The organism is Bradyrhizobium sp. DOA1 (assembly GCF_001593325.1).
GTDB lineage: Bacteria > Pseudomonadota > Alphaproteobacteria > Rhizobiales > Xanthobacteraceae > Bradyrhizobium.
In genome coordinates this window covers 7,044,547-7,065,508 of sequence record NZ_JXJM01000001.1, presented here as the reverse complement: position 1 = coordinate 7,065,508, position 20,962 = coordinate 7,044,547, and the positions used below count along the sequence as shown (strand labels likewise).

The window sequence follows — 20,962 nt, the reverse complement described above, 5'->3', positions numbered from 1 at the left end:
CTCGCAATGACGGAGGAGAGAGACGAGCCTTAACCCGTCAGCCCGCGCTGACCGGCCAGCTCCTTCAGCGATACCTGGGGCCGCGCGCCGATGTGCTGGATCACTTCGGCGGCCGCGAGTGCGCCGAGTTCGCCGCATTGCTTGTAGCCGAAGTTGCGCGCGAGGCCATAGAGGAAGCCGGCGGCAAAGAGGTCGCCGGCGCCGGTGGTGTCGATCACCTTGTCGACCGGGAAGGCCGGAGCCGCGACGGCGTCTTCCGACGACACCACCATGCAGCCCTTCTCGCTGCGGGTGACGACGCCGAGGTTGACGTCATTGCGAAGCTGCTTCAGCGCGGCGTCGAAGTCCGAGGTCATGTAGAGCGAGTGCAGCTCGGACTCGTTGGCGAAGACGATGTCGACGGTGCCGTCGCGCATCAGGCCCAGGAACTCGTCGCGATAGCGGTCGACGCAGAAGGAATCCGACAGCGTCAGCGCGACCTTGCGCTTGGCATCATGGGCGATCTTGGCCGCCTTGACGAAGGCGTCCTTGGCGTTCTTGGGGTCCCAGAGATAGCCTTCGAGATAGACGATGCCGGCGGCCGCGACCTCGGCCGGATCGATATCGGCGGGCGACAGATCCTGCGCCGCGCCGAGATAGGTGTTCATGGTGCGCTCGCCATCGCCGGTGACCAGGATGTAGGAGCAGCCGGTGGCGGGGCCGTCCTTGGCGGCGGGCGTGTTGAAGGCGACGCCGGCGGCGCGGATGTCATGAACGTAGAGCTTGCCGATCTGGTCGTCCTTGACCTTGCCGACATAGGCGGCGCGTGCCCCCAGGCTGCCGATGCCGACGATGGTGTTGGCGGCCGAGCCGCCGGAAACCTCGGTCGCCGGGCCCATGTCCTTGTAGATGGCGGCCGCACGGGCCTCGTCGATCAGGGACATGCTGCCCTTGGTCATGCCATGCTTGGCCAGAAAGGCCTCGTCAGTCCTGACCAGTACGTCGAACAGCGCGTTGCCGATGCCGAGAACGTCATATTTCACGTCAGCCATTCACCTTGATCCTGATTGGCGGATTGCGATCCCTGCGAAAATCCGCTTCCTGTCGCCCTGAAAATCTGGCTCGCGGCCTATCACGACCGGGCCTGCGCGGGCAAGCAACGGTATTATCAAAGCGCAATGATCCGCTCCTTCCTGACCGTCTCGACGGGAACGCTGGCCTCGCGGCTGCTGGGCTTTGCCCGGGATTCGCTGATCGCGGCGCTGCTCGGCACCGGCGCGGTGGCGGATGCGTTCCTAGCGGCGTTCCAGCTCGTCAACGTGGTGCGCCGGCTGCTCAGCGAGGGGGCGCTGAATGCGGCTTTGATCCCGGCCTGGCTGCGGATCCGCGACCGCGATGGCGTGCCGGCCGCAGCGGCGTTCGCGGGGCGCGTGCTCGGCACGGTCAGCGCGGCGCTGGTTCTGATCTCGATCGGCATCGCGCTTCTGATGCCGCTGATCATCATGGTGATCGCGCCGGGATTTGTCGGCAGCAGGACGCTCGATCTCGCCGTGAACAACGCGCGACTGATGCTGCCCTATCTCGCCTTCGCCGGCCCGGTGACCGTGTTGATGGGATTGCTCAACGCGCAAGGGCGCTTTGGCCTCACCGCGTTCTCACCGCTGCTGTTCAACATCGCGCTGATCGTCGCGATCGCGATGCTGCTCGCCTGGCATGCCGATGCGGCGCTCGCAGCGTGGATGCTGGCCGCCACGGTCGGCATTGCCGGCCTGCTGCAATTGCTGATGCTGCTGTCGCAACGAAGCGCGCGCCTTGCGACACCGCTGCGCGTGAGCTTCGACAAGGAAATGCGCGCGTTTTTCGGCAAGGCGATCCCCGGCATGATCGCGAGCTCCGGGCCGCAATGGCTGATGGTGGCCGGCGCGATCATCGCCTCGGCGACACCCTCTGCGGTGTCGTGGCTCTATTTCGCCAACCGCCTGATCGAGCTGCCGCTCGGCATCGTCGGCGTGGCCATGGGCACGGTGCTGGTGCCGGAGCTGACCCGCGCGGTTGGAAGCGGCGACCGCGATGCGGTGACGCATGCCGAATCCCGCGCGCTGGAGCTTGCGACCGGGATGGCGCTGCCGGCGACGCTCGGCCTGATCGTGCTGGCCGAGCCGATCGTGCGGCTGCTGTTCGAGCATGGCGCCTTCGGCGCGCAGGACAGCGCGGCGACGGCGCAGGCGCTGATGTGGCTGGCGCTCGGCCTTCCCGCGCATGTGCTGATCAAGGCGCTGTCGCCGGCGTTCTATGCCCGCAGCGACACGATGACGCCGCTGCTTGCGACCGCCAAGGGCTTCGTGGTGACGATCGCGCTCGCGGTTCTGCTCGGCCATCTCCTTGGCGCGAGCGGGATCGCGGCGAGCATCGCGCTTGGTGCCTGGAGCAGCGCACTCTCGCTGCTCCGCAAAGGCAGGGCCGTGTTCGGCTTCTCGATCGATGCGAGCGCCCGCACGCGGCTGCCGCGCATCGTGCTGGCCGCGCTCGCCATGGGCGCCCTGCTCTGGCTGACCACGGGTCTGGTGCCTGCCGGGGCCCATGGGTTCATCCACTTCATTGCGCTGGGCGTGCAGATCGCGGTCGGGATCGTCGTCTACGGCCTGCTGCTGCAAATCCTCGGCGCCGCCTCCTGGCGCGAGGCGGTTAACGCGTTGAAACGGCCCGGCTAACCGCAAGCCCGGCGAAATACCCTTGACGGGGCAGCGCCGCTGTTGGAAACGACGGCCGAATACCTATGGGAAGGCTGACCATGCCATTCGTTGAACGGGTCTTTTCGGGCGTCCAGCCGACGGGCAATCTGCACCTCGGCAATTATCTCGGCGCGATCGTCAACTTCGTGAAGATGCAGGAAACTCACAACTGCATCTATTGCGTCGTCGACATGCACGCGATCACGCAAGGCGTCGACGTCTGGGGCGGACCGGAGGTGCTCTCGCGCAGCACCCGCGAGGTCACCGCGGCGTTCATCGCAGCCGGCATCGACCCGAAGAAGCACATCGTGTTCAACCAGAGCCAGGTCTCGGGCCACGCCGAGCTCGCCTGGATCTTCAACTGCGTCGCGCGCATGGGCTGGCTCGGCCGCATGACCCAGTTCAAGGAGAAGGCCGGCAAGGACCGCGAGAATGCGTCGGTCGGGCTATTCGATTATCCCGTGCTGATGGCGGCCGACATCCTGCTGTACCGCGCCACCCACGTGCCTGTCGGCGAGGACCAGAAGCAGCATCTCGAGCTTTCGCGTGACATCGCGCAGAAGTTCAACAACGATTTCGCCGATTCCATTCGGGTCCAGGGCAACGATGACGGCCTGTTCTTCCCGCTGCCGGAACCGTTGATCACGGGCCCGGCGACGCGCGTGATGAGCCTGCGCGACGGCACCAAGAAGATGTCGAAGTCGGATGCGTCGGACAATTCGCGCATCAACCTCACCGACGATGCCGACACCATCGCGCAGAAGATCCGCAAGGCGAAGACCGATCCGGAGCCGCTGCCGAGCGAGGAAAAGGGTTTGGAAGCGCGGCCCGAAGCCGACAATCTCGTCGGCATCTTCGCCGCGCTCTCCGGCCGCTCCAAGGCCGAGGTGCTCAGGGATTTCGGCGGCGGCCAGTTCTCCAGCTTCAAGAACGCGCTGGCAGAGCTCTGCGTCACCAAGCTCGCGCCGATCGCCGGCGAGATGAAGCGCCTCGTCGCCGACCCCGCCCACATCGACGCGGTCCTGAACCACGGCTCCGACAGGGCCCGCGCCATCGCCGACGAGACCATGAAGCAGTCGAAGGACATCGTCGGCTTCATCCGCCGGCGCTGATCGGGCGAAACTCGGCCGGCGCCGCGACGCCGGCCGACGCCCCCTCTCCCAAAGCGGCAGGGAGTGTGGCAGCATGTCCGTCGTGCACATTCCGGGACATGCATGACGAGCAAGCGACTTTGCTACGAGCCGGGCCACAAGCCCAAATGCCTCGTCATCGTCGACGACACCGCCGAATGGGATCGCGCGGTGTATTACGCCAGCCGCTGGGCGATCCGCGCCGGCGGCGGCGTGGTGATGCTGCGCATCATCGAGCCCGAGCAGCAGAGCCAGGAATGGCTTGGCGTCGCCGACATCATGCGCGCCGAGGCGCAGGAAGCCGCGGAGGCCGCGCTCGACCGCGCCGCCGGGCGAGCCAACGGCATCGCCGCGATCACGCCGGAACGGGTGATCCGCGAAGGCGTCGCGATGGAACAATTGCTAGCGGTGATCGACGAGGATCCTGATATTGCCATGCTGGTGCTCGCGGCCAATCCCGGCGCGGAAGGGCCGGGCCCCCTCGTCGCACTGCTGGCCCATGCGGTGGGGACGTTCCCGATCCCCGTGACCATCATTTCCGGCGCGTTGAGCGACCAAAGCGTGGATTCGCTGTCGTAGTTCAGGGACTCGTCATGCCCGGGCTTGTCCCGGGCATCCACGTTCTTGGTTCCGCGAAGCAAGGCGTGGATGGCCGGGTCAAGCCCGGCCATGACGGCGCGGAAACATCAGAGTACCCTAACCTCCTGATATAACAGCGAAACGCCCACCTCTCCCCTTGATCGTGCGTTCCCCATCGCCATCTGCTAGGGGATAAGGGCAACGCGCCGGCCTTGAACCGGCGACGTCTGGAGAAAACCATGTTCATTCAAACCGAAGCCACCCCCAATCCCGCCACGCTGAAATTCATTCCCGGCCGCGTCGTGGTCGACGGCAGCCCGATGGAATTTTCGAGCCGCGAAGCCGCCACGCGCTCGCCGCTGGCCGAGAAGCTGTTCGACGTGCCTGGCGTCACCGGCGTGTTCTACGGATCGGACTTCATCACCGTGACCAAGGCGAGCGGTGAGTGGCAGCAGCTCAAGCCCGCGATCCTCGGCGCGATCATGGAGCACTACATGTCCGGCGCGCCGCTGCTCGCCGACGGCACGGCCGCCAGCCATGCCGATCTCGACGACGAGGACGAGTTCTTCGACGAGGCCGATGCCGAGACGGTCGACATGATCAAGGACCTGATCGAGACCCGGGTGCGGCCGGCAGTCGCCAATGACGGCGGCGACATCACCTTCCGCGGCTTCAAGGACGGCATCGTCTATCTCAACATGAAGGGCGCCTGCTCCGGCTGCCCGTCATCGACCGCGACGCTTCAGCACGGCATCCAGAACCTTCTCAAGCACTTCGTGCCCGACGTGGTCGAAGTCCGGCCGATGTGATCGATCAGCGAATGGCGGGTAGCGAATGGCGAATGGCATTCCGATCGGCTAGACTGTTCGCCATTCACCACTCGCCATTCGCTTTTCCATGCTGATCCTCGCCATCGATACTGCGCTCGACGCCTGCGCGGCGGCCGTGCTCGACACTGAAACCGCCGAGCTGCGCGCGCAGGAATCGCTGCCGATGAAGCGCGGGCATGCCGAAGCCCTGATGCCGCTGATCGCACGGGTGATGCGATCGGCCGATCTCGCCTTCACCGCGCTCGACCGCATCGCCGTCACCGTCGGTCCCGGCAGCTTCACCGGCCTGCGCGTCGGCATTTCGGCGGCGCGCGGCCTTGCGCTCGCCGCCGGCAAGCCCGCGGTCGGCCTGACCACGTTGTCCGCCTATGCCGCCGCAATCGTCGGCCAGAGCCGATCGGCACCGGTCATCTCGGCGATCGATGCACGACACGATCACGTTTACTTCCAGATCGTCGCCGGCGACGGCAGCCAGCTGGTGCGGCCACGCGTCGCGCCGATCGACGAGGCAATCGCGGCCTCGCAATTCGGCGCGCCGCATCTGGTCGGCAATGCCGCGAACATCCTCGCCGAGCGCTGGCCGAAGGATGCGCCGCAGCCCGTTGCAGTCGACGCGCAAGCCGCACCCGACATCGCCTGGGTCGCGTGGCTCGGCGCGGCCGCCAATCCCGACACCACGCCGGCACGGCCGTTTTATCTGAAGGCGCCCGACGCCAAGCCGGCCGCACTGCCACAGTTCGCGGCACAAGCCGCAAGCTCATGATGGGATGGCTGTCGCAATGGTGGCGCGGCGGCACCGCTGCCGTCGAGCCCGCGTCCGCGCGCGATGCCGCGCGGCTGGCGCAGCTTCATGGCGCCTCCTTCGCCCGCGGCTGGGGCGAAGGCGAGTTCGAGGGCATGATCAGCGAGCGCAACACGCTGGTGCATCGCTTGCGTCTCGGCCGCAAGACGATCGGCTTTGCGGTGTCGCGGATCGGCGCGGATGAGGCGGAAATCCTCTCGATCGCGGTCGACCAGGCGCATCGCGGCCGCGGCCTCTCCCGCACGCTGCTGATGACCCATCTCGGCCATCTCGCCGGGCGCGGCGTGCGCACGATATTTCTCGAGGTCGAGGAAAATAACCAGCCGGCGCGCCGGCTCTACGAGAGGGCCGGATTCATGGTGGTGGGGCGCCGCGAACGCTACTATAAGCAGCCGAACGGGGAACAATTGAACGCCCTTCTGATGCGGCGTGACTTGGCGTAACATCGGTGGCAGAAAGCGCCCTCGTCAGGCAGACAACACATGACTGGACTTAAAGCTTCCGCCGCATCCAAAGCCTCCGGCATCGAGGCGCGTTGTGCCGCCACCGGCATGCGCATGACCGAGCAGCGCCGCGTCATCGCGCGCGTGCTCGCGGAGGCGGTCGACCATCCCGACGTCGAGGAGCTGTACCGCCGCTGCGTTGCCGTCGACGACAAGATCTCGATCTCGACGGTGTATCGCACCGTGAAGCTGTTCGAGGATGCCGGCATCATCGAGCGCCACGATTTTCGCGAGGGCCGCGCGCGCTACGAGACGATGCGCGACAGCCATCACGACCACCTCATCAACCTGCGCGACGGCAAGGTGATCGAGTTCACCTCCGAGGAGATCGAGAAGCTGCAGGCGGAGATCGCCCGCAAGCTCGGCTACAAGCTGGTGGATCACCGGCTCGAGCTCTATTGCGTCCCGCTCGACGACGACAAGCCGACGTCTTGATTTAGTGCCCATCGACCTCATCATCTTCGATTGCGACGGCGTGCTCGTGGACAGCGAGGTGATCTCCTGTCGCGCGCATGCGGACGTGCTGACCAGACACGGCTACCCGATCACGTCGGAGCAGGTGCTGGTCCGCTTCCTCGGCGTGTCTGAGAAAGACGCGCGGAGGATCGTCGAGCAGGAAATCGGGCGCAGCCTCCCGGACGATCTGGAGCAGCAGGTCAATGCGGCGACGCTGCAATCCTACGCCAGCGATTTGCAGCCGATCACCCACGTCGCGGCAGCGATCGCCGCGATCGATCTGCCCAAATGCGTTGCGTCCAGCGGCACGCCGGACAAGATTCATCACGGCCTCACTTGCGCCGGCCTCTACGACCTGCTCGCCCCGAACATCTTTTCCGCAAGCCAGGTCGCGCGCGGCAAGCCGGCGCCCGACCTGTTCCTGTTCGCCGCCGCGCAGATGAAGGTCGCGCCGGAGCGGTGCCTGGTGATCGAGGACAGCGTCCCCGGGGTGACAGGCGCGCGTGCCGCTGGGATGACAGTCTTGGGCTTTCATGGCGGCGGCCACTGCCCGCCGGGTCACGCCGAGAGGCTGCGCGCCGCAGGCGCCAACCTGACATTCGACGATATGCGACAATTGCCGGATCTGGTCCGGAAGGCGGGAGCCAAGGCCTTGGCGGGCTGATTTGGTGCCTCGCACCGTCATTCCGGGGCGCGTGCGACGCGCGTGAACCCGGAATTTTGCGCTAAAATCTCTGGATTCCGGGTTCGCGACAGCGTCGCGCCCCAGAACGACGGCCAGGAGGCTCCATTCGCTGGATTTTCGTCCCTCCAGCCTATATCTGAGGGCGGTCCTCCACCTCCATTTTGGGTTCCATGACGCCGCCGCGCAAGCTGCACATCAAATCATATGGCTGCCAGATGAACGTCTACGATGCCCAGCGCATGGTGGACACGCTGGCCCCGGAAGGATTCGTTGAGACGGCGAGCGCAGAGGATGCTGACCTCGTCATCCTCAACACCTGCCATATCCGCGAGAAGGCCTCGGAAAAGGTCTACTCCGAGCTCGGCCGGCTGCGTGTCGCCAAGGACGAGGCCGCGCGCGCGGGCCGCGCGATGCAGATCGCGGTTGCCGGCTGCGTGGCGCAGGCCGAGGGCGAGGAGATCGTGCGCCGCGCGCCCGTCGTCGACGTCGTGGTCGGTCCGCAGAGCTATCATCACCTGCCGGATCTCCTGAAGCGCGCCGGCGACGAAGGCCGCGCCATCGAGACCGAATTTCCCGCCCAGGACAAGTTCGGCTTCCTGGCGCAGCCCAAGCCCGACGCGATCCGCGCGCGCGGCATTTCCGCGTTCGTCACGGTGCAGGAAGGCTGCGACAAGTTCTGCACCTTCTGCGTCGTGCCCTACACGCGCGGCGCCGAAGTTTCGCGCCCGGTGGCGAAGATCGTCGACGACGTGAAGCGGCTCGCCGACAACGGCGTGCGCGAGCTCACGCTGATCGGGCAGAACGTCAACGCCTATCACGGCGAGGGGCCGGACGGGCAAAGCTGGCCGCTCGGCAAGCTGCTCGAGCATCTGGCGAAGATTCCGGGCATCGCCCGGCTGCGCTATTCCACCAGCCATCCCCGCGACGTCGATGACAGCCTGATTGCGGCCCATCGCGATCTCGATGCCCTGATGCCGTTCGTGCACCTGCCGGTGCAGTCGGGCGCCGACCGGATTCTGGCGGCCATGAACCGCAAACATACCGCCGATGATTACCGGCGAGTTGTCGACCGTTTCCGCGCCGCACGCCAAGACATTGCTTTTTCATCAGATTTTATCGTCGGCTTTCCCGGCGAGAGCGAGCAAGATTTTCGCGCGACCCTCGCGCTTGTCACGCAAATCGGCTACGCTGCGGCTTATTCGTTCAAATATTCCGCCCGGCCGGGTACGCCGGCCGCGGATATGCAGGAGACGGTGTCCCCCGCCGAGATGGACCAGCGATTGGAGCGGCTCCAGGAACTGATCGACAGCCAGCAATCGGCCTTCAACAAGGCTGCGATTGGCTCAACGGTCGATGTGCTGTTCGAGCGTCCGGCCCGCAAGGAGGGCCAGATCGTCGGCCGCACCGCTTACCTCCAGCCCGCGCATGTGATGGCCTCGCCCGACATCATCGGACAAATCCTGCCGGTCAGGATCGACAGCCTCGAACGCTACAGCTTTCTCGGCGAGCTCGTGACGCCGCGCAATGCGCGCGAGCCCGCTTTATCGCAAGCCAGTGGAGCCTGAACCCTTGCCAAAAAGCGCATCGGATTCGTCTTCGTTCGCTCCCAGCCGCAAATTTGACCGCGACATGCAAGTTCCGCCCGAGACCCAGGTCGTCATCGATTTCGACGACAACCGTGCCGCATCCGCGCTGGTCGGCCCGTATGGCCAGCATCTGGCGCAGATCGAGCGGCGGCTCGGCGTGGTCGTCGATTCCAAGGGCAACCACATCACCATCGGCGGCACGCGCGACGGCTGCGACGCCGCGCGCCGCGTGCTGGAGATGCTGTACGCCCAGGCCGTGAAGGGACAGGACCTCGACCAGGGCGAGGTCGAGGGCGCGATCCGCGCCGTCATCGCCCAGGGCTCGCTGTTCGAGTTCGACGCCAAATCGGCCAAGTCCACCTTCGACAGCATCAATCTGCGCAAGCGCCCGGTGCGAGCACGCACGGCCGCGCAGGATTCCTACATCCGCGCGCTGAAGCGCCACGAGCTTGTGTTCGGCATCGGCCCCGCCGGCACCGGCAAGACCTGGCTCGCGGTCGCACATGCCGCGCAGCTGTTCGAGCGCAAGGAGGTCGACAAGATCATCCTGTCGCGTCCGGCGGTGGAAGCCGGCGAGCGGCTCGGCTTTTTGCCCGGCGATCTCCGCGAGAAGGTCGATCCTTACCTGCGTCCAATCTACGATGCGCTCTACGACCTCATGGACGCGCGCATCGTCGAGCGCGCGCTCCAGACCGGCGAGATCGAGATCGCGCCGCTGGCCTTCATGCGCGGCCGTACGCTGACCAATGCCGCCATCATCCTGGACGAGGCGCAGAACACGACCTCGATGCAGATGAAGATGTTCCTGACCCGTTTGGGCGAGAACAGCCGCATGATCGTGACGGGCGATCCCTCCCAAATCGACCTGCCGAACGGCCAGACCTCGGGTCTAGCGGAAGCAACCCGGTTGCTGAGCGGCGTCGAAGGCATCGCGCAAGTTCATTTCAAGGCCGAGGACGTGATCCGCCACGAGCTCGTGGCGCGGATCGTCGCCGCTTACGAAGGGTCGCCGCAGCGGCCGGCCTCCGGTCAATCCTGACGAGGCAACATCGGACCCCAAGGTCGCGAACAGCGCCTTTCGTCCCAGACAAAACAATGTCCCATCCCAACCTGCCCATTACCGAGGTCCTCGTCGTCGCCGATTGCTGGCAGAGCGAGCCCGATTCCGAAGCCGTGATCCAGCGCGCCGTTGCGGCCGCCGCCGAGAGCGTCGATGAAGATGTTGCCGACGCCGAAGTGGCCGTGATGCTGACCGATGACGCCGGCATCCGCACCCTCAACGGCAACTGGCGCGGCATCGACAAGCCGACCAACGTGCTGTCGTTCCCCGCGCTGCAGCCGGAGGGAGAGTGGAAGGTTGGCGATGCGCCGCGCATGCTCGGCGACATCGCCATCGCCTACGAGACCATGCGGCGCGAGGCGGACGAAGAACACAAGCCATTCGAGCATCATCTGAGCCACCTCGCCGTGCACGGCTTCCTGCATCTGATCGGCTACGACCACGAGAACGACGCCGAGGCGGAGGAGATGGAAGCGCTGGAGACACAGATCCTGGCGCATCTCGGCATTCCCGATCCCTATGCAGACCGCTTGGGGACGAACTGAGATGCCTGATTCCGATCCAGTCCAGGACAACCCTCGCGAGACGCGCAATCTGCCCGCCGTCGTGACGCAAGGCGAGGTGATGCGCCCGACCGCGGAAGGCTGGCTACTGCGCGCCATCCGGACGCTGTTCGGCTGGAAGGCGGGATCGGTGCGCGACGATCTCCAGGTCGTGCTCGACGCGTCGACGCCTGATGACACCGGCTTCTCCGCGGTCGAGCGCACCATGCTGCGCAACATCCTCGGCCTGCATGAGCGCCGCATCGCCGACGTCATGGTGCATCGCGCCGACATCGTGGCGGTGAAGCGCGACATTCCGCTCGGCGAATTGATGGACCGCTTCGAGAGCGCCGGCCATTCGCGACTCGTCGTCTACAACGAGACGCTCGACGATCCCGTCGGCATCGTCCACATCCGCGACCTGCTCGCCTTCATGACCGTGCGGGCGCGCGTGACGGAAGCGACCAAGGCCAAGCGCAAGAAACCGTTGCCGGCCGGCCTCGATCTGAAGGCCGTGGACCTTGCCCTGCCACTCGAGGACGCACGCATCATCCGCAAGCTGCTCTACGTGCCGCCGTCGATGCGGGCGATCGACCTGCTCGCGCAGATGCAGGCCACGCGCATCCACCTCGCGCTGGTGGTCGACGAATATGGCGGCAGCGACGGGCTGGTCTCGCTCGAGGATATCGTCGAGCAGATCGTCGGCGAGATCGACGACGAGCACGACAGCGACGAGCCCCCCTCGATCGTGCGCCTGCCCGACAACGCCTTCATCGCCGACGCCCGCGCCAGCCTCGACGACGTCCGCTCGGTGATCGGCGAGGATTTCATCACCGGCGAGGCCGGCGAGGAGGTGGAGACGCTGGGCGGCTATCTCGTCAGCTTCGTCGGCCGCCTGCCGGTGCGCGGCGAGGTGATCTCGGGCCCGGGCGCCTATGAGGTCGAGGTGCTCGATGCCGATCCGCGCCGCGTCAAGCGGCTGCGCATCTCGACGCGGAAGGAGCGTCCCGCGCCGCGCACCCAGCGCGAGAGCCGGCGCCGCGAAGCCGCGCCGGAGAGCGGTCAAGCTCCGGCCAGTGACACGTCCACCCCGCCGCCGAGCGACGGGGCCGGTCCGCAGTGAGCGCACTCCAGCGACTTCGGCAGATTGCGCTTGCCATCATCCTCACCTGGGGCTGGAAGCGCGCCGTCATCGCCATGGCGGCCGGAGCGCTGTCGGTGCTGGCGCTGGCGCCGTTCAACCTCTTTCCGGTGCTGTTCCTCACCTTCCCAGTGCTGGTCTGGCTGATCGACGGCGCCGGCGGCGGACGCTATGGCGGCGTTCCTGCCGCGGCGCTGACCGGCTACTGGTTCGGGCTCGGCTACTTCGTGCCCGGCCTCTATTGGATTGGCTACGCCTTCTTCGTCGATGCCGACGTATTCGCTTGGCTGACGCCGTTTGCCGTGCTTGGGCTACCAGCCTACCTTTCGATCTTCACCGCGATCGGCTTTGCGCTCGCGCGGCTGCTCTGGACCAAGAACGCCACGCGCGTGCTGGCGCTCGCGGCAAGCCTCACCATCAGTGAGTGGCTACGCGGCTACGCGCTGACCGGCTTTCCCTGGAACGCGTTCGGCTATGCGCTGTCCGAGCCGCTGCCGCTGGCGCAGACGGCATCGCTGATCGGCCTGTGGGGCATGACGTTCCTGACGGTCGCGATCTTCGCGAGCCCCGCGACACTGATCGATCGATCGCCCGATCGCCGCCTGCAATGGCGCGCGCCGGCCGCCGCGATGGCGCTGCTGATCGCCATGGGCGTCTTCGGCGCCATCCGCCTGTCGCTGCATCCGACCACGATGGTATCAGGCGCCAAGCTGCGTCTGATGCAGCCGAACCTCCAGCAGGATGTGAAATTCAACTACGCCGCCAAGGCGGAGGTGATGAAGAAATACCTGGCGCTGTCCGATCGGGCCTCGGGTCCGCAATCGACCGGCGTGCGCGATGCCACCATCCTGATCTGGCCGGAATCCGCCTTTCCGTTCTTCCTCACGCGCGAAGCCGACGCGATGGCGCAAATCGCCGACCTCCTGCCGAACGGCACGGTGCTGATCACGGGCTCGGTCCGCGCGCCCGACCTGCCGCGGGGCACGCCGATCACGCGCGCCTATAACTCGATCTACGTCATCGATCACGACGGCAGCGTCCTCGCTGTGTACGACAAGTTGCATTTGGTGCCATTCGGAGAATTTCTTCCCTACCAGGGGCTGATGGAGAAGCTCGGCTTCGAGCAATTGACGCGTATGCGCGGCGGCTTCATTGCCGGCACCGTACGGCATGCGCTACCGGTCGCGGGCGCACCGCCGGCGCTGCCGCTGATCTGTTACGAAGCCATCTTTCCCGGCGAGGTAGCAGGCCGCAACGAACGTCCAGGCTGGATCGTGAACCTCACCAATGACGGCTGGTTCGGCATCTCGACCGGTCCCTATCAGCATCTCGAGCAATCGCGGATGCGTGCGATCGAGCTCGGCTTGCCGCTGGTACGCTCCGCCAATACCGGCATCTCCGCAGTGGTGGATCCGATGGGTCGCACCATCGCCAGTCTCGGCCTTGGAATCGAAGGCATTTTGGATGCAAGCCTTCCGGCCGCGATCCCGCCGACTGTCTATGCGCGGGTGGGTGATGTACCAGCAATCATGCTCGTCGCGCTCGCTATGATTGTGGCGGTTCGCCGTCGCGTCACCAAACGGCACTCCTGATCGTCTCACCGCGGACGTCGCCTGGAATCCTTTGACAACCGTAGTCCCACGGTTGACAGACTGCACGCGGGCTCCCCATTCTGCACCGGCTGCAAAAGACAGTGGGCATTGCTAAATTTCTCCGCAATGTTTCCCAATAAGAGGGTTTGATTTGACGGTGCTGCACCCGAGGCACGCTTGATGATTGCGCCGAAGGTGATGTTTGGAGGACTGGGGAAATGTCGAAAGCGCCCAACCCTGTTGACAAATATGTCGGCAGTCGCGTGCGTATGCGCCGCATCATGTTGGGCATGAGCCAGGAAAAGCTCGGTGAAGCTTTGGGCCTGACTTTCCAGCAGATCCAGAAATACGAGAAGGGCACCAACCGGGTCGGCGCGAGCCGCATCCAGCAGATTGCCGAAATTCTCCAGGTGCCTGTGTCGTTCCTGTTCGAGGGCGGCCCGAGCGGCGTGCCGGGTCCGGACGGCTTCAGCGAAGGCGCCTCGCCCTCTTACGTCTCGGATTTCCTCGCGACATCGGAGGGACTCGCCTTGACCAAGGCGTTCACCCGGATCGCCGATTCCAAGATGCGCCGCTCCATCGTCGATCTCGTCGAGCAGATCGCCGCCCGCGAAGGCCCCGACAAGCGCTGACGCCATCCTCAATGGCGATTTGAGACTGCGTCAAATCTGGCCTATGTCGTCATTTGCGACGCGCCTCGGTGCGCGTCCTCTCCGATGATGCGATTCAAAGGCATAGATGCGTTGATGGCCAGCTCCAATTGGTTCGATACCCAAACCATTCTCGATGGCATCCGCCGCTGGGTGGAGATCGAGACGCCGACGGAAGCGCCCGAACAGGTCAACAAGCTGATCTCCGTGGTCGCGGAGCAATATTGCGATCTGCCCGTCACGCTCGAGCGCATCGCCGGCGTCGATGGCTGCGGCGATCATCTCGTGGCGCGTTCGAGCTGGGGCCAGGACCGGCCGGGCATCCTGGTGCTGAGCCACCTCGACACCGTTCATCCCCTCGGCTTCATGGAGCGCCTGCCGTTCAAGGTCGAGGGCGACAGCGCGTTCGGCCCGGGCATCTATGACATGAAGGGCGGGGCCTATATCGCCCATCACGCCTTTCGCGCGCTCTGTTCGAGCGGCGATCGTTCGCCGCTCGGCATCACCCACCTGTTCACCTCCGACGAGGAGATCGGCAGCCCGACCTCGCGCGCGCTGATCGAGCAGGAAGGGCGCAAGGCCAAATACGTGCTGGTGACGGAGCCGGCGCGCGACGGCGGCAGGATCGTCACGGCGCGCAAGGGCGTCGGACGCTTCAAGGTCTTCATCAAGGGCGTGCCTGCGCATGCCGGCTCCCGGCCGGAAGACGGCCGCAGCGCCGTTCGCGAGCTCGCCAATGTGATTCTGGCATTGGAAGGCATGAACGATCTGACGCGCGGGGTCACCGTCAATGTCGGCGTGGCGCGGGGCGGCACGCGTCCCAACGTCACGCCGGAGGAGGCTTATGCCGAAGTCGATCTGCGCGTCGTGAGCCTGAAGGATGCGGACGAGTTCGTCGGCAAGATCCTCGCGCTCACATCGAAGACCGACGGCGTCACCGTCAAGGTCACTGGCGGGCTCAATCGGCCGCCTTACGAGAAGAGCAATGCAGGCGCCTCGCTCTACGAGCATGCGAAGACGGTTGCGGCCGATCTTGGCTTCGAACTGATCGACACCCACACCGGCGGCGGCTCGGACGGCAATTTCACCGCCGCGCATACCGCGACGCTCGATGGGCTCGGCGTCGACGGCAAGGGCGCACACACCCATTATGAGCAGCTCTACGTCTCGTCGCTCGCGCCGCGTGCGCGGCTGCTCCATCGCCTGTATCAGACGCTGCGATGAGCGAGCGCAAGTCAGATCCCGAGCGCGATGACACCGAGCGCGCCTTCTTCGGGCGCCGCAAGGGCCACAAGCTCAGGCAGCACCAGGCCGGATTGATCGAGCAGCTGCTGCCGCATCTTGCCCTCGACATCGAGGGCGAAGCACCGGCGGATGCCCGCGGGATCTTCGACCCCGCGGCCGAGGACGTGCGGCTCGAGATCGGCTTCGGTGGCGGCGAGCATCTCGCGGCCGAGGCGCAAACTTTCTCCACGACCGGCTTCATCGGCTGCGAGCCCTATGTCAACGGCATGGCCAAGATCCTCGCGCAGATCGAGGCCGCCAATATCGGCAACATCCGTCTGTTCGCCGGCGATGCCGCCGAGCTGCTGGCCTGGCTGCCGAAGGCCTCGCTGTCGCGGATCGACCTGATCCATCCCGATCCCTGGCCGAAGCGGCGGCATTGGAAGCGGCGCTTCGTGCAGGACAGGACGATTGCCGCAATGGCGCGCGTGCTCAAGCCTGGCGGCGAATTCCGCTTCGTCTGCGACATCGACGATTACTGCGCCTGGACACTGTCGCATCTGGCGCGGTCTTCGGACTTCAAATGGCTCGCGGAGCGCGCCGATGATTTCAGGCAGCCCTGGGACGGCTACACCATGACGCGCTACGGCCGGAAGGCCGCGCGCGAGGGACGCAAGGCGGCTTACCTGCGATTCAGGCGGCTTTAGATCGTCTGCCGATTGCGCCAGAAATTCACGATGCGCTCGGCGGTCGCCGGCATCAGGCGCGTGTAGTTGACACGCGCGGCCTCGATGTCGGCATCGGCGGGCGTGCGGTGCGGGCCGTACCAAAGCAGGATGAGGGCGCGCACCGTGGGCCAGCCAAGATTCAGAACACGGCCGAGGATCAGAAGCGGATCGTAGCGATCGCCCGAAATCAGGCGATCGAGAATTGAGAGACGGACGCCGGCCATCGCCGAGAGCGTCGCGATCGATTCCTCGTATTTGTGGGCCTTGGCAAAACCGAGCAGTGCGCTCTCCCCGAGATGACCATCACGATGCAATCCCAGCACCGTGCGCTGTGCCCCCGAGAAATCGCGGCGTGGCCCCGGCGGCAGCGAAGCCTCCTCGATGGCGGCCATGGCGCGCTTGATCTCGACCTGGCGCGCGGGATTGACCACGCTGGAGAGGCGGCGGCGGATGACGTCGAGCGTACCGTTGAGAAGCTCCTTCAGGTGCTCGCCCGAGAGATCGTTGCGCTGGCCGATCTTGAGTGTCAGCACGCCGTCCTGCGCGGCGCGCTTGATCAGCTCGGAATAGCTGCCCGGCGAGAACACCGCACCTGCATTTGCAGCAGCGCGGCGCACCACGTCGCGATCACCACGCTCGACCAGCACGTCGGTGACGACGACAGGCAGAGCGGGGCGCTCCGTCATCGCCAGCAGATGGCCCTGCCCCTTCAGCCGCGCGATCTCGACCAGAGCGGCCTCGTCGAGCACGGGCGAGCGGCGCAGCACGGGGCCTGCCACCATGATCTCGTTTTCGCGCGCGAGCTGGTTCACCAGATGCGGCGGCGCGTTGTTCAGGCGCGAGAAGCGCTCGGCGAGATCGACGCGCGAGTCGAGCTCGGCATGCGGGACGAGATCGATCAGGAGATTGTCGAAGAGAGCGATGAGCTCGGGGCGGAGGTTCTCGGCGTCCTGGAAGAACAGCTGGGAGATGGCGCGCGCGATCTCGCCACGACGTCTCGGATCGCCGCGTTTGACGATATCGTCCAGTCCAGGAATGAGCGACGTGGCAACGGTCATGAAAACGCAACTCGGGATCTGGCACGCCGTGGGCGCGCCGTAGCTCAAGCCGCCCCACAATTAGGGAATCTAGGCCTGCTTGATGAAGGAAGCGTTGCGCGGCGGGCGGTCCGAAGGGCGCAAAAAGCCGCCTCGGCCCTGCAATGGGCCTTGTCCGGGAGAGTGGAAAGGGCTATATCAGCGCCAATTCATCTTCTCATACGATCCGCGTAGTGAGAGTGGGCCCGAAAGGACCCGCTCTTTTTTATTACCTGAACGCGGCTTGGCGGAAGATGCGGCCCGACGCGTGTCGGGAGAGTTCCGAAGCGGGCTTTGAGATTAACCAAGCCTTAACCCAAGCATTAAACCTAACGAGCGCCTTGATCCCTGCCATGACCGAACCGATCTCTGGTTCCACGGATGCCGAATTGCTGGCCGAGCCGCGGCTCGTGGTCGAGCCGGGCGTCGCGGCACGGGTGTCCGCGGTCGCAGCGCCCGTGCTTCAGGGCATGGGCTATCGCCTGGTGCGGATCCGTATTTCCGGAGAGGCCGGCTGCACCGTGCAGATCATGGCCGAGCGGCCGGACGGCACGATGCAGATCGAGGATTGCGAAGCGATCTCGCGGGCGCTGTCGCCCGTGCTCGACGTCGCCGACCCCATCGATCGCGCCTACCGGCTGGAGATCTCCTCGCCGGGGATCGACCGTCCGCTGGTGCGCCGCTCCGATTTCGAGCGCTATGCCGGACATCTGGTCAAGGTCGAGATGGCGGTTGCCCATGAGGGGCGGAAGCGGTTCCGCGGCACGATCGGTGCCGTCGAAGGCGATCGCGTCCATCTGCATCGCGACGACGTTAAGGCGGGCGATGATCCCAACGTTCTCCTGACCATGGAGGATATCGGCGAAGCACGCCTGGTGCTGACCGACGAGCTGATCGCGGAATCGATGCGTCGCGGCAAGGCCGAGGCGCGCGAGATGCGCCGCAATCTGGGCCTGGAGCCGCCGCAGGCTCCACACGCCAAGATCAGCGAGAAAACGACCAAGAACACCAAGCCGAAGAAGAAGCCGGCTCCGACCAATACCAAGAAACATCGCCTTGCCGCCGAACGCGCGCGGCGCGGCGAGATCGATCCTGACCAAGGAGACTAGCCATGGCAGTCAGCGCCAATCGACTTGAATTGCTCCAGATCGCGGACGCCGTTGCGCGCGAGAAATCCATCGACCGCGGCATCGTCATCGCCGCGATGGAGGACGCCATCGCCAAGGCGGCGCGGGCCCGCTACGGCAGCGAGACTGACGTTCACGCCGAGATCGACCCGAAGAAGGGTGAGCTGCGGCTGTCGCGCCACATGCTGGTGGTCGAGAAGGTGGAAAACCATTCCAACCAGATCTCGCTGGTGGATGCGCAGCGCGCCAATCCCGGCGCCCAGGTCGGCGACACCATCGCCGACACCCTGCCGCCGCTGGAATATGGCCGCATCGCCGCGCAATCGGCCAAGCAGGTGATCGTGCAGAAGGTGCGCGAGGCCGAGCGCGACCGGCAGTATCAGGAATTCAAGGACCGCATCGGCGACATCGTCAACGGCGTCGTCAAGCGCGTCGAATATGGCAGCGTGATCGTCGATCTCGGCCGCGGCGAGGCCATCATCCGCCGCGACGAGATGCTGCCGCGCGAAGTCTTCCGCAACGGCGACCGCGTCCGCGCCTACATCTTCGATGTCCGCCGCGAAACCCGTGGTCCGCAGATCTTTCTCTCCCGCACCCATCCGCAGTTCATGGCAAAACTGTTCGCGCAGGAAGTGCCGGAGATCTATGACGGCATCGTCGAGATCAAGGCGGTGGCCCGCGATCCGGGCTCGCGCGCGAAAATCGGCGTGATTTCCCGCGATTCCTCTGTCGATCCAGTCGGCGCCTGCGTCGGCATGCGCGGCTCGCGCGTGCAGGCGGTGGTGAACGAATTGCAGGGCGAGAAGATCGACATCATCCCCTGGTCGCCCGACATCGCGACCTTCGTGGTCAACGCGCTGGCGCCGGCGGAGGTCTCCAAGGTCGTCATCGACGAGGACCGCGAGCGCATCGAGGTCGTCGTGCCCGACACCAACAACCAGCTCTCGCTGGCGATCGGCCGCCGCGGCCAGAACGTGCGTCTGGCCTCGCAGCTCACCGGCTGGGACATCGACATCCTGACCGAGCAGGAGGAATCGGAGCGCCGCCAGGCGGACTTCGAGAATTCCACGCGCGTCTTCATGGAATCGCTCAACGTCGACGAGGTGGTCGGCCAGCTCCTGGCGTCCGAAGGCTTCACCTCGGTCGAGGAACTCGCGATGGTAGACGTCAAGGAGCTCGCCGGCATCGAGGGTTTCGACGAGGAGACCGCACAGGAGCTGCAGAACCGCGCCCGCGAATATCTGGAGCAGCAGGAAGCCGAGCTCGAGGCCAGGCGCAAGGAGCTCGGTGTTGAGGACGCTCTGAAGGACGTGCCCGGTGTGACCTCGAAGATGCTAGTGAAGTTCGGCGAGAACGACATCAAGACCGTCGACGACCTCGCCGGCTGCGCCACCGACGATCTGGTCGGCTGGACCGAGCGCAAGGAAGGCAGCGAGCCGACCAAGCACGCCGGCGCGCTCGACGGCATCGAGATCACCCGTGACGATGCCGAAGCGTGGATCATGCAGGCCCGCCTCAAGGCCGGCTGGATCACCGAGGCCGATCTCGCCAAGCCCGAAGAGGCCGAGGCGACCGAAGATCAGCCGGCTTAAGGGCAACGGAGAATGTCGCCCGAATGCTTGCAGATACTGACCACGAACTCGACCATGGACCGCGGACCGAAAGGTCCGCGACCATGCGGATGTGCGCGGTCAGCCGCGAGGTCCGGCCGATCGACGAGCTGATCCGCTTCGTCGTCTCGCCGCAAGGCGACATAGTTCCCGATCTCAAGCGCAAGCTGCCCGGACGCGGCATGTGGGTCACCGCCTCCCGGCAGGTGGTTGCGGAAGCCGTGCGGCGTCACCAATTTAGCAAGGCCTTCAAGCGCGAGCTGCGCACCCTTCAGACGCTTCCTGCCGATATCGAGGCGCTCCTGGTTCGGAGCGTGACGGAGGCCCTTGGGATCGCCGCCAAGGCGGGCCAGGTCGTGGCGGGCTTCGGCAAGGTCGAAAGCGCCCTTCGGGAAGGCACGGTCGAGGTCCTGATCCACGCCAGCGACGGGGCCGCGGACGGAATCCGCAAATTGGACATGCTGGCGCGGCAAAATGCCGGGAATCGCGGCGCCAAGCCGCAGATTCCCGCCGTCACCGCACTGAAATCGATAGAATTGGATTTGGCACTGACCCGGTCAAATGTGATACATGCTGCCCTGCTCGCGGGCCCGGCGAGCAAGTCATTCCTGTCGCGTAGCCAGATGCTGGTCCGATACCGGATGGCGGACGCCGACAAGACTGCCGAAAAGCCCGGCCAGGATTTCTGAGAGATAACGACGACCCGATAGGACGGTGCGGTAAACGCACAACACTGATAATCAGGATTAGGACTGCTGAATGGTTGATACCAAGACCCCTGGCGACAAGAAGCTGAGCGTTCCGAGCAAGACGCTATCGCTCAAGCCGCGCGTCGAAACGGGCACCGTGCGCCAGAGCTTCAGCCATGGCCGCAGCAAGCAGGTCGTGGTCGAGAAGCGCGGCAAGCGCCGGATCGACGGCGCGCCTGAG

The 20,962-nt window shown here is 65.5% G+C and carries 22 protein-coding genes; 20 read left to right on the top strand and 2 right to left on the bottom strand.

All coding sequences use genetic code 11. The features are described 5' to 3' along the window. Window positions 1-29: 29 nt before the first annotated feature. Window positions 30-1,031: an adenosine kinase gene (locus SE91_RS32745; protein WP_061850583.1), complete on the bottom strand. Its 1,002-nt coding sequence runs from the start codon at window positions 1,029-1,031 to the stop codon at window positions 30-32. Between the two features lie 126 nt (window positions 1,032-1,157). Between SE91_RS32745 and murJ the strand changes: the two genes are divergently transcribed. The 16 genes from murJ (at window position 1,158) to trmB (ending at window position 16,198) form a co-directional block, all read left to right on the top strand. After that, window positions 1,158-2,690: a murein biosynthesis integral membrane protein MurJ gene (gene murJ, locus SE91_RS32740; protein ID WP_061851438.1), complete on the top strand. Its 1,533-nt coding sequence runs from the start codon at window positions 1,158-1,160 to the stop codon at window positions 2,688-2,690. An 80-nt stretch (window positions 2,691-2,770) separates the two neighbouring features. Continuing rightward, window positions 2,771-3,823, top strand: coding sequence for a tryptophan--tRNA ligase (gene trpS / locus SE91_RS32735; RefSeq protein ID WP_061851437.1), 1,053 nt, complete (start codon window positions 2,771-2,773; stop codon window positions 3,821-3,823). A 102-nt stretch (window positions 3,824-3,925) separates the two neighbouring features. After that, entirely contained in the window at window positions 3,926-4,420 is a 495-nt protein-coding gene (locus SE91_RS32730; protein ID WP_061850582.1) for a universal stress protein, read from the top strand. A gap of 239 nt (window positions 4,421-4,659) precedes the next feature. Next, window positions 4,660-5,229: a NifU family protein gene (locus tag SE91_RS32725; protein WP_061850581.1), complete on the top strand. Its 570-nt coding sequence runs from the start codon at window positions 4,660-4,662 to the stop codon at window positions 5,227-5,229. Between the two features lie 88 nt (window positions 5,230-5,317). Continuing rightward, window positions 5,318-6,013, top strand: a complete 696-nt coding sequence (tsaB, locus tag SE91_RS32720) for a tRNA (adenosine(37)-N6)-threonylcarbamoyltransferase complex dimerization subunit type 1 TsaB (RefSeq protein ID WP_061850580.1) — start codon at window positions 5,318-5,320, stop codon at window positions 6,011-6,013. Beyond that, entirely contained in the window at window positions 6,010-6,495 is a 486-nt protein-coding gene (rimI, locus tag SE91_RS32715; RefSeq protein ID WP_061850579.1) for a ribosomal protein S18-alanine N-acetyltransferase, read from the top strand. The genes tsaB and rimI overlap by 4 nt, the downstream gene beginning before the upstream one ends. 39 nt (window positions 6,496-6,534) lie before the next feature. Further along, window positions 6,535-6,990 carry a Fur family transcriptional regulator gene (locus tag SE91_RS32710; protein WP_008540193.1) on the top strand — a complete coding sequence of 152 codons (456 nt, stop codon included), beginning with the start codon at window positions 6,535-6,537 and terminating at the stop codon, window positions 6,988-6,990. Window positions 6,991-6,994: 4 nt separating this feature from the next. Then, window positions 6,995-7,675, top strand: a complete 681-nt coding sequence (locus SE91_RS32705) for an HAD family hydrolase (protein WP_061850578.1) — start codon at window positions 6,995-6,997, stop codon at window positions 7,673-7,675. A gap of 191 nt (window positions 7,676-7,866) precedes the next feature. Next, window positions 7,867-9,261 carry a tRNA (N6-isopentenyl adenosine(37)-C2)-methylthiotransferase MiaB gene (gene miaB / locus SE91_RS32700; RefSeq protein ID WP_061850577.1) on the top strand — a complete coding sequence of 465 codons (1,395 nt, stop codon included), beginning with the start codon at window positions 7,867-7,869 and terminating at the stop codon, window positions 9,259-9,261. A 64-nt stretch (window positions 9,262-9,325) separates the two neighbouring features. Further along, window positions 9,326-10,321, top strand: coding sequence for a PhoH family protein (locus tag SE91_RS32695; protein ID WP_061850576.1), 996 nt, complete (start codon window positions 9,326-9,328; stop codon window positions 10,319-10,321). Window positions 10,322-10,377: 56 nt separating this feature from the next. Beyond that, the gene (gene ybeY, locus SE91_RS32690) at window positions 10,378-10,887 is read left to right on the top strand and encodes an rRNA maturation RNase YbeY (protein ID WP_061850575.1); all 510 of its coding nucleotides are present in this window, start codon (window positions 10,378-10,380) and stop codon (window positions 10,885-10,887) included. Window position 10,888: 1 nt separating this feature from the next. Beyond that, a complete protein-coding gene (locus SE91_RS32685; RefSeq protein ID WP_061850574.1) occupies window positions 10,889-12,007 on the top strand; it encodes a hemolysin family protein in 1,119 nt (372 codons plus the stop codon). After that, entirely contained in the window at window positions 12,004-13,617 is a 1,614-nt protein-coding gene (lnt, locus tag SE91_RS32680; RefSeq protein ID WP_061850573.1) for an apolipoprotein N-acyltransferase, read from the top strand. Before SE91_RS32685 ends, lnt begins: the two co-directional genes overlap by 4 nt. A gap of 218 nt (window positions 13,618-13,835) precedes the next feature. Then, window positions 13,836-14,249 carry a helix-turn-helix domain-containing protein gene (locus tag SE91_RS32675; RefSeq protein ID WP_008540161.1) on the top strand — a complete coding sequence of 138 codons (414 nt, stop codon included), beginning with the start codon at window positions 13,836-13,838 and terminating at the stop codon, window positions 14,247-14,249. A gap of 84 nt (window positions 14,250-14,333) precedes the next feature. Next, window positions 14,334-15,491 carry a M20 family metallopeptidase gene (locus SE91_RS32670; RefSeq protein WP_061850572.1) on the top strand — a complete coding sequence of 386 codons (1,158 nt, stop codon included), beginning with the start codon at window positions 14,334-14,336 and terminating at the stop codon, window positions 15,489-15,491. After that, window positions 15,488-16,198 (top strand): tRNA (guanosine(46)-N7)-methyltransferase TrmB, encoded by a 711-nt coding sequence (gene trmB / locus SE91_RS32665; protein ID WP_060734341.1) that lies wholly within the window; start codon window positions 15,488-15,490, stop codon window positions 16,196-16,198. Before SE91_RS32670 ends, trmB begins: the two co-directional genes overlap by 4 nt. On the opposite strand, the gene SE91_RS32660 is transcribed toward trmB, so the two are convergent. Next, window positions 16,195-17,277 carry a DUF2336 domain-containing protein gene (locus tag SE91_RS32660; RefSeq protein WP_061850571.1) on the bottom strand — a complete coding sequence of 361 codons (1,083 nt, stop codon included), beginning with the start codon at window positions 17,275-17,277 and terminating at the stop codon, window positions 16,195-16,197. The genes trmB and SE91_RS32660 overlap by 4 nt on opposite strands. Before the next feature lie 371 nt (window positions 17,278-17,648). On the opposite strand from SE91_RS32660, the gene rimP reads away from it, so the two are divergent. From rimP to SE91_RS35800, 4 genes are all read left to right on the top strand, one after another. Further along, a complete protein-coding gene (gene rimP / locus SE91_RS32655; protein ID WP_061850570.1) occupies window positions 17,649-18,404 on the top strand; it encodes a ribosome maturation factor RimP in 756 nt (251 codons plus the stop codon). A gap of 2 nt (window positions 18,405-18,406) precedes the next feature. Continuing rightward, entirely contained in the window at window positions 18,407-20,014 is a 1,608-nt protein-coding gene (nusA, locus tag SE91_RS32650; protein ID WP_061850569.1) for a transcription termination factor NusA, read from the top strand. Window positions 20,015-20,037: 23 nt separating this feature from the next. Further along, the gene (locus tag SE91_RS32645; protein WP_061850568.1) at window positions 20,038-20,721 is read left to right on the top strand and encodes an RNA-binding protein; all 684 of its coding nucleotides are present in this window, start codon (window positions 20,038-20,040) and stop codon (window positions 20,719-20,721) included. Between the two features lie 70 nt (window positions 20,722-20,791). Beyond that, the coding region (locus tag SE91_RS35800) for a translation initiation factor IF-2 associated domain-containing protein (RefSeq protein ID WP_156490082.1) at window positions 20,792-20,962 on the top strand (171 nt) is incomplete at its 3' end.